9 protein-coding genes are annotated in these 8,418 nt (G+C 63.4%); 2 read left to right on the top strand and 7 right to left on the bottom strand.

Annotated elements, in window-relative coordinates; translation table 11 throughout:
- Positions 1–56: 56 nt before the first annotated feature.
- The 3 genes from BG842_RS29805 to BG842_RS11690 form a co-directional block, all read right to left on the bottom strand.
- Positions 57–227: a hypothetical protein gene (locus tag BG842_RS29805; protein WP_007983401.1), complete on the bottom strand. Its 171-nt coding sequence runs from the start codon at positions 225–227 to the stop codon at positions 57–59.
- Positions 228–265: 38 nt separating this feature from the next.
- The gene (locus BG842_RS11695; protein ID WP_069449317.1) at positions 266–448 is read right to left on the bottom strand and encodes a hypothetical protein; all 183 of its coding nucleotides are present in this window, start codon (positions 446–448) and stop codon (positions 266–268) included.
- Between the two features lie 100 nt (positions 449–548).
- Positions 549–977, bottom strand: coding sequence for an OsmC family protein (locus BG842_RS11690; protein ID WP_069449318.1), 429 nt, complete (start codon positions 975–977; stop codon positions 549–551).
- A 124-nt stretch (positions 978–1,101) separates the two neighbouring features.
- Between BG842_RS11690 and BG842_RS11685 the strand changes: the two genes are divergently transcribed.
- A complete protein-coding gene (locus tag BG842_RS11685) occupies positions 1,102–1,863 on the top strand; it encodes an IclR family transcriptional regulator (RefSeq protein ID WP_069450865.1) in 762 nt (253 codons plus the stop codon).
- Between the two features lie 473 nt (positions 1,864–2,336).
- Positions 2,337–3,137, top strand: a complete 801-nt coding sequence (locus tag BG842_RS11680; RefSeq protein ID WP_069450864.1) for a creatininase family protein — start codon at positions 2,337–2,339, stop codon at positions 3,135–3,137.
- A gap of 225 nt (positions 3,138–3,362) precedes the next feature.
- Here BG842_RS11680 and nagZ read toward each other — a convergent pair whose 3' ends face one another.
- The 4 genes from nagZ to BG842_RS11660 all read right to left on the bottom strand — a co-directional run.
- A complete protein-coding gene (gene nagZ, locus BG842_RS11675) occupies positions 3,363–4,988 on the bottom strand; it encodes a beta-N-acetylhexosaminidase (RefSeq protein ID WP_217493307.1) in 1,626 nt (541 codons plus the stop codon).
- 5 nt (positions 4,989–4,993) lie between these two features.
- On the bottom strand, positions 4,994–6,160 hold the full coding sequence (locus BG842_RS11670; protein ID WP_069450863.1) for an exo-beta-N-acetylmuramidase NamZ domain-containing protein: 1,167 nt from the start codon (positions 6,158–6,160) through the stop codon (positions 4,994–4,996).
- A gap of 138 nt (positions 6,161–6,298) precedes the next feature.
- Positions 6,299–7,474 (bottom strand): hypothetical protein, encoded by a 1,176-nt coding sequence (locus BG842_RS11665; RefSeq protein WP_069450862.1) that lies wholly within the window; start codon positions 7,472–7,474, stop codon positions 6,299–6,301.
- A gap of 63 nt (positions 7,475–7,537) precedes the next feature.
- A partial coding sequence (locus BG842_RS11660; RefSeq protein ID WP_069450861.1) for a serine hydrolase occupies positions 7,538–8,418 on the bottom strand: 881 nt, incomplete at its 5' end.

The following is an 8,418-nucleotide window of genomic DNA, read 5'->3' as shown; positions in this document are numbered from 1 at the left end:
GTCGAAATGACGGTCACAATCGGTCGGAGTGAAGGAAAACCAGCAAATCGACCGGCTCAGGCCTTCGCGCCCGCGACCCCGCCGCCGATGGCCGCGCCACATTCATTACAGGCGACCAAGTAGAACCGTTTCGAGGCCGCGAAGAAACCTGTCGTGGCGTCCATCTCCACGAATTCGACATCGGACTTTTCGGAGAGCTCCGCTTGACATTCGGGGCAGTGTACCATACCCCGAATTGTGATAACTAACCTATAGCTTTTTTCTTTCAAGCACCGCCACCGGCCTTCGCACCAGCGACGCCGCTTCCGATAGTCGCACCACAGTCGGCGCAGTTCACGACGTAGAACCGTTTGGAGGCCGCGAAAAAGCCAGTCGTGGCGTCCATCTCCACGAAATCGACGTCCGACTCCGTTTCGAGGGTCGCATCGCAGTCGGGGCAGTGTACCATGACTGCACCGTTTGCGCGGAGTGTTAAATTTCCTATGGAATCGCTCATCGGCGGAAACACGACGGCTTCACCGACGTCGCCGAAAAACGGGTCGCGGTCGTTAGCTCTTCAGCGTCGCGTCAAGCGTGATGTCCGGTCCGGCGAGCGCCTTCGAAACCGGGCAGTTTTCCTTGGCGTTCTGCGCGAGGTCGTCGAACGTCTCCTCGTCGATGTCGGGAATCTCCGCCGTCAGCGTCAGGTCGATGCGCGGAATCTCGAAGCCGCCCCCGTCCGCTGGTTTGAGGTGCACGTCCGCCTCCGTCTGGAGGCTGTCCGGCGTGTAGCCCTCCTCTTCGAGGAACGCCGTCAGTTGCATCGAGAAACAGCCGGAGTGGGCCGCGCCGATGAGTTCCTCGGGGTTCGTTCCGGGTTCGTCCTCGAAGCGGGTCGGGAACCGGAACGTTCCCTCTATCTGGCCGCTCTCCGTTTCGAAGTCGCCGCTTCCGTCCTTTCCTCCTTGCCACGTCGTGTCAGCTTGTCTTGCAGGCATCGTCACGCCCGGCTACAGTCGGCAGTCGTATGGAAGTATCGGCCCCCGAAGTCCAGGTTAGCGTCAGTCGAGGGCGAGGGAAGTTATATAACTCCCCTCCGGGAAAAAACGGACGAAGAGGGCAATGACCCGCGAATCCACCACGCCCGTCAGGACGACAGCGCGGTCACTCGATATCATCGACACGCTGCGCGAACTCGACGGTGCTCGCCTCACGGAAATCGCCGCCCACCTCGACCTTCCCGACAGCACGGTGCACAACCATCTCCGAACGCTCGTGCAGCGGGGGTACGTCGTCAGGGACGGGAACACGTATCACGTGAGCCTCAGGTTTCTCGATTTCGGGGAATACGCCCGCTCCAGACGCAAGGTGTACGAAGTCGCCAGCCCCGAAATCGACGAACTGGCGTCCGAAACCGAGGAATCGGCGAACCTCCTCGTCGAGGAGGACGGCATGGGCGTGTACATCTACAACGCGCAGGGTGGAAACGCCATCCCGCTCGACACGCATCCCGGAACACGCGTCCCGCTCCACGCCACCGCGCTCGGGAAGGCCATCCTCGCGTTCCTCCCGGAGAGCAAGACCGAAGCGATTTTCGACCGCCGTGGGTTGCCCGTCCAGACGTCGAAGACGATAACCGACCGCGACGAACTCCGCGGCGAACTGGCGGCGGTCCGGGAGCGAGGCTACGCCGTCGATAACGAGGAGCGCGTCCGCGGCGTGCGCTGTCTCGCGGTCGCCATCAAGAACGAAAACGGACAGGTCATCGGGGCCATCAGCGTTTCCGGCCCGGCGAGCAGAGTCGAGGGCGACGTCCGCGACCGACTCTTGGACGGCCTCCGGCGCGCGAAGAACATCATCGAACTGAAGCTCGCACACGCGTAGCACGGGTGTCGAACATCGTCACGTAGACGGACACCTGCATGACAAGTTCTCCACCAATATTGATTTTTCACGACAATACTCAGGTGGTGTTCGGTGTCGAAGTCGGATGATTCGGTCGATATCTCGAACGGGGCATCGTAGTTCACCTTGTCTCATCAACTCTCGTTCCAATCGTAGTTCACGACGATCACGCGCCCAGGATAGCGGCTGACAATTTCGATTTTGCACGCGGCGCGTGATACTCGGGGTCGGAGGCCCTGCCCTATCCAGTGTGTCTACGACTCAAATCTGAGAACCGAATTCATCACGACACGCCTTCAAGAGTGATGTAGAGTTGTGGGAAGTATCCACACAATACATGGGAAGCGAATTCATGAACTATCAACTGGTGTGTATATCTCGCTCAACTGTGACCAACCACCTCCCTTGACGGGACCCCAACCATTATACGACCGACATGAGCACTGTTCGCTATGACTGCAGCGATGCGTCTGTCCGCCGTCGCGTGGGCGGCGAAGACTCGGCGCGAAATCCGAGACGTCGGAGCCGCCGACGGGTCGGTTCTCGTCGTTCCCGTCGGTAGTATCGAACAGCACGGCCACCACCTCCCGGTTTCGACCGACACCCTGCTGGCCGACGCGGTGGCCCATCGCGGTGCCGAACGCGCCGCGGACGACGTTCCCATCCTCGTCACGCCGCCGGTCTGGTCGGGGTTTTCGCCACATCACCTCTCGCTCGGCGGGACCATCTCGCTCGAACTCGACGACCTCCTCGATGCGCTGGCGGACGTGGCCGACACCGCGCTTGAAAACGGGTTCGACGCCCTCTGCTTCGTCAACGGTCACGGCGGCAACGCGGCCGCCATCAACAACGCCGTCAGCATCGTCGGAAAATCCCATCCCGACGTCGAAGTCACGGGGCTGACGTACTTCCAACTCGCCGAACCGTCCGTCGACGAGATTCGAGAGAGCGAAACCGGCGGCATGTCCCACGGCGGCGAGTTCGAAACCTCGCTGATGCTCCACCTTCACCCCGAACTCGTTCGGATGGAGGACGCGGACGCGGAGTACCTCGACGAACCGTACGACCGCGGTACCAAGGACCTGCTCGACGGCGGCCCGCTTGCGACGTACCGGCCGTTCGAGGAGTACTCGGACACTGGGGCCATCGGAGACCCGAAACTGGCGAACGCGGAAAAAGGCGAGGAACTCCTCGACCGATTGACCGACGAATTGGCGGACGTGTTCCGGAACGTCTCCGAACAGGCGCGCTAACGACGATACTACTCTCCGCTTTCGCGTCTCGTCCCTCCCATCATCCCGGTATGACTCTATAGTAATACTCGGCGGATCGCTGGTCACAGAAACGTAAATCGGTCGAATACAGCGGTTAGGACATCTATCACGGACCCCTCGGTTTTCCGGGAAGAGAATACTTCCTGATATTGTTGTCTAGCAGTACCAACCAGTATGAATATTTAGTACCACTGCTCAGTATTACTATCTACCGTCCGGTATCGTCACCGGCAATCGCCCGGACGGGATACCCTTCCCGGCCAGCAGTTCCGCCGCTGCGGCGAGCGACGCGGGCGTATCGTCGTACGTCGTCAGGTACGTCTCCACGTTCGGCATCGCCGAAAGATCGTATGGGTTCCGCGTTGCGACGACGATAGGGTTCGCGCCCGCCTCTTGCAGGGCTTGGACGACCGCTGCTTGGTCCGGATTCGAGGCGGCGTCGGACGTACAGACCACCGTTCTACGGGTCGAAACGGCGCGTTCCTCCGGTAGTTCCCCCGGCGCGAGGACGGTACCATCGACGGCGACGCCCGCCGCCGACAGTGCCGACGCGAACGCGCCGCCGCGGCCGGACGCCTCCTCTGCGGGCGACCCGCGGCCGCCGTCGAACTCGTAGACGGCAACGCGCTGGGAGAGCGGAAGCGCGTCGGCCGCGTCGCGGACGAGCGTGACGCCGCGTTCGGCGACTTCCCGCGCGGTGGCCCGGCACTCCGCCGCGCCGTCGTCCCATTCGTTCTCGCCGCCGACGTAGCCCGCTCCGTAGACTCGTTTGGCGCGGAGGACGCGCCGAACCGCGGCGTCGATGTGGGACTCGGCGATGCGCCCCGATTCGACCGCTTCGATAACGGCGTCGATGGCGGCGCGCTGTTTCGCCGGAGTGTGCGAGACACAGAGTTGGTCGCACCCGGCCTCGACCGCTTGCACACAGCCTTCGACGGTTCCAACCCCGTCGGCGATGGCGTCCATTTCCATGCAATCCGTGACGACCAGACCCTCGAACCCCAGTTCCTCTCGAAGGAGGTCGGTGACGACGCGCGCGGAGAGCGTCGCCGGTCGCTCCGCGTCGTCCGCGATGGTCGGAAACGCGACGTGCGTCGTCATTATCGCGCCGATACCGGCATCGATGGCGCGCCGGAACGGTTTCAGTTCCACCGCGTCGAGGCGCTCCCGGTCGTGGTCGATGACCGGCAGGTCGAGGTGGGAATCGACCGCGGTGTCGCCGTGTCCCGGAAAATGCTTCCCGCAAGCGACGACGCCCGCGTCCTGTAGCCCATCGGCGAACGCCGCGCCCAGTTCCGCGACGCGTTCCGGGCGTTCGCCGAACGACCGAACACCGATGACGGGGTTGTCGGGGTTGTTGTTCACGTCGAGGACCGGCGCGAGGTCGATATCGACGCCGAGCGCGCGCAGTTCACGCCCGACTGCTCGCCCGGCGCGGGACGCGAGTTCGGGGTCGCCCGCCGCCCCCAGCGCCATCGCGCTCGGCAGTTCGGTGCCCCACGAGAGGCGCGCGACCCGGCCGCCCTCCTGGTCGATGGACAGGAGCAAGGGGGGCTTTCCGTGGGGGACGAACCCCTGTAACGTGCGCGAGAGGGTCCGAAGCTGTCCTGGCGATTCGACGTTCCGGCTGAAGTAGATGACGCCGCCGAGGTGGCGCTCAGAGACGAGTTCTTCTATCGCCGCGGTGGGCGTCGTCCCGTCGAAGCCCGCAATGAACAACTGTCCGACCTTCTCGGGGAGCGATAGGGACGACACATCCACCTCGAAATCCGTGTGAGTGGCGGGTGGGTTCGTCGATTCCGCCGACTCGGGTTCGGTTGTCGAACTCATCGGTATCAGTACCGCCTGTAATCGTCTCGCACTTTGAGGAATTCCGTCCGATCGTCTTCCCACCTGTCCGCGATGATTTCGGCGATTTCACGCGGTTCGGTCGACGCGTCGGCGGCGTCTATCGTCTCGCGGAGATAGCTCCCGCCCGCCAGTTTATCGACGAAGAACTCGTCGTCGTAGGCTATCCACTCGCAATCGTCGTACGTCGTGAACGCCGAGGCGAGGACCGTCAGCCCGACCGTCACGGGGTCGATGGCGTCCCGGTCGAGGACGTGTATCTGGACGCCCGTCACGTTCTCGCGCTCGTGTTTGGAGAACGTCGGCGAGAAGTACGCCGGGCGGAAGGCGACGCCCTCCAACCCTTGGTTCGAAAGCTCAGTCGCCCAGTCGTCCGCATCTATCCACGGCGCGCCGACGAGTTCGAACGGCTTCGTCGTCCCGCGCCCCTCCGAGAGGTTCGTGCCCTCGAAAAAGCACATGCCGGGGTATAACGTGGCCGTTCCCGGAGTCGGCATGTTCGGCGATGGGTACACCCACGGCAGGCCGGTATCGGAAAACCAATCGGAACGCGACCAGCCGCGCATCTCCACGACCTCCACGTCCGCGCCCACGTCGAACTCGCCGTTGAAGTAGGTCGCCAGTTCGCCGACGGTCATCCCGTGGACGATGGGAAGTTCGTACCCACCCACGAACGAAGCCACCTCGTCGTCGATTCGGTTGCCCGCGACGGATAGCGGCGAGATGGGATTCGGCCGGTCGAGGACGACCATCCGCTTTCCGGCCTCCGCGACCCCTTTCAGCGCGTAGCCTAGCGTGTAGATGAGCGTGTAAAACCGACATCCGACGTCCTGCATATCGTAGACGATGGTGTCGATGTCGTCCATCATCCCGGGGGTTAGCTGTTTCTGTTCCCCGTAGAGGCTCTTCACCGGAAGACCGGTGCGCTCGTCGATGCTATCCTCGACCTTCACGCCCGCTTGTGCGTCACCCCGAATCCCGTGTTCGGGTCCGAACAGCTTCCGGAGGTCGAACTCCTCGCGGGCATCGAGGAGGTCTATCGTGGTGGTGAGGTTGCTGTCGGTTCCCGACGGGTTCGTGATGAGTCCCAATCGTTCGCCATCGACCGTCTCGAAGCGGTCGTTCAACAACCGTTCTACGCCGAGTGTTACCATATCTTCGGCAATGCAGTAACTCCTTAAAAAACCCCGTGTGCGAGAGGGAAGGTATCAATATAATTACGTTGGGAAGGCGCGATTTTAGTGCCACTTCTTCCTCTGCTCGCTCCCTCGTTCATCCATTCGATGACCCACTCACTTACCGAGTGGCGCGGCGGCCACGTCGAACCAGTCGAGGTGGTCCTCGGTCAACAGCGCGTGGTTGTAGACGCGAAGTTCGTCGCCGAGGTCGCCGACGTCGGTCACGAATCGCCGCCACTCCGCTTCCGAACCGATGACGGCGGGGTCGAGGGTGAGGCCGACGTCGACCGGTAACTCGACCGCCTCCCGATACCCCTGCACGCGACGGCGAGCGAGATCGCGGTCGTCGGTGTAACAGAGCACGACGATGCGGTCCAGATGAGCGCGAACGCGGTCGAGGACGACGCCCGCGGGCCATCCGTCGTTCGGGTCGCGCCCGAGGCCGTCCGACGCCGAGTAGGTTAGCTCCATGTCGCCGCTGGCCGCCACGATGCGTTCGAGGAACGAGTCGATGACCGACGCGCGGAAATCGAAGAGGTCGGCGAGAACGGGATACTCCTCCGCGAGTCGGGAGAGCGATTCGATTTGGGGAGTCGGCGTTCGAAGCACGTCGCGGGCGAGCGACTGGACGACCTCACGGGCGCGTTCGAAATCCACCTCGTGGCTCGCCGCCCGCGTTCGGCAGGCCGAACAGAAACACTGCGAGAGGAGGAGTTCTTCCGGCTTGCCGCAGACGACGTGGTTTTTCGAGTGGCCGAACGTGGCACCGTGGCCGTGGAAGGCGTTCGGAAAGCCGAGCGATTCGAGGTTGATGGCGGCGATGTCGTAGTCGGCGAGCGAGCGCACGACGCCCTCGAAGTAGTCGTGAACCTCGGGATGGGATGGACAGAACGCGTGGTCGTGGGGGTCGCCGAAGGCGCTTTCGACGCGATACTCCGGGTTCGACGCGCCGAGGTTCGTGTTGTGGAAACAGACCAACCACGCTGTCACGTCGATATCCGCCTCGGTCAACCGCTCGACGACCTCGCCGAACGGGTCGGGATGGCCGTCGATTTCGTTCACTGGCGGGTCGATGGGCGTATCAGCGAACGACTCCGGGTCGGGGCGAAAGTAGCACCCGCCTTCGTACGATTCGAACAGACCGTCGGAAGAACGCGGTTCGAGGGTTCTGATAGAGTGATAGTGTGCGGCGACGGTGACGCTCGTCACGCCCAGTTCGGCGAGTTCGCGTCTCGTCGTCTCGGGCGGCTGCGAGAGTAAACGCCACGGATAGCTCCAGACTGCGACCATACCAGCCAACGTTGGCGCCGTGTAATAAATATTCCCCGGCCGCGGCGCGAACGGGACATCGAATCAGTCGAAACGCCCGGCGGCGACCATCGCGTGAAACCGCTCGCGGAAGCGGATGAGACCGGTGTCCTTTCCGTCGTACACCTGATTCGTGAGCAGGACGGCGAACCGGTCGCGGGCGTGGTCGAGCCACAGCGAGGTGCCGGTGTAACCCGTATGTCCGAGTCCGACGCGCGACCAGTTCGGCGCGGGGTACGTCCCGTCGGCGAGTCGCCACCCGAGGCTGTGGCGGGTATCGAGGTCCGGCACCCAGTCGTCCTGCAACCGCTCGACGGTGCCCGGAGAGAGCAGCGTTCCGTCCGCGGCGAGGTACGCCCGCGCGAACGCCGCGAGGTCGTCGACCGTCGTGAACAGACCCGCATTCCCGCTCTGGCCGTTCATGGCCCAGCCGAGCGGGTCGTGGACTGCTCCGCGGAGGATGCGGTCGCGGTACTCGTGGTCGTAGGTCGCGGCGACGTTCGAGACGTCTTCCAACGGCCCGAGTCGGGAGGTTTCCATCCCGGCGGGACCGAACACGTGCCGCTCCGCGAGTTCGCCGAGCGAGCGGTCGGTCGCGCCCCTGAGCGCCTCGGCCAGATGGACGAAGTTGAGACAACTGTACTCGTTTCGACTGCCGGGTTCGGCTTCGAGAATCGACCGGTTTCGAAGGCCCGCCAGCACGTCGTTCGGTGACTCCCACGATTCCGCGAACGAGTACGGCTGAAAGCCGGAACTGTGGGTCAGCAGTTCGAGCAGGCGAACGTCGCCGCGCCGATAGCCGTCGAGGGACGGGACGTGGCGTCGGAGTTCGTCCGACAGGGTGATGACGCCCGATTCAACGAGCGAGAGCGCCGTCGTCGCCGTCACGACCGGTTTCGTCAGTGACGCGCCGTCGAAAATCGTCT

Source organism: Haladaptatus sp. W1 (genome assembly GCF_001723155.1).
Taxonomy (GTDB): domain Archaea; phylum Halobacteriota; class Halobacteria; order Halobacteriales; family Haladaptataceae; genus Haladaptatus; species Haladaptatus paucihalophilus.
Note: the sequence above shows the minus strand (reverse complement) of the source record. Positions and strands in the feature narration are given on the sequence as shown.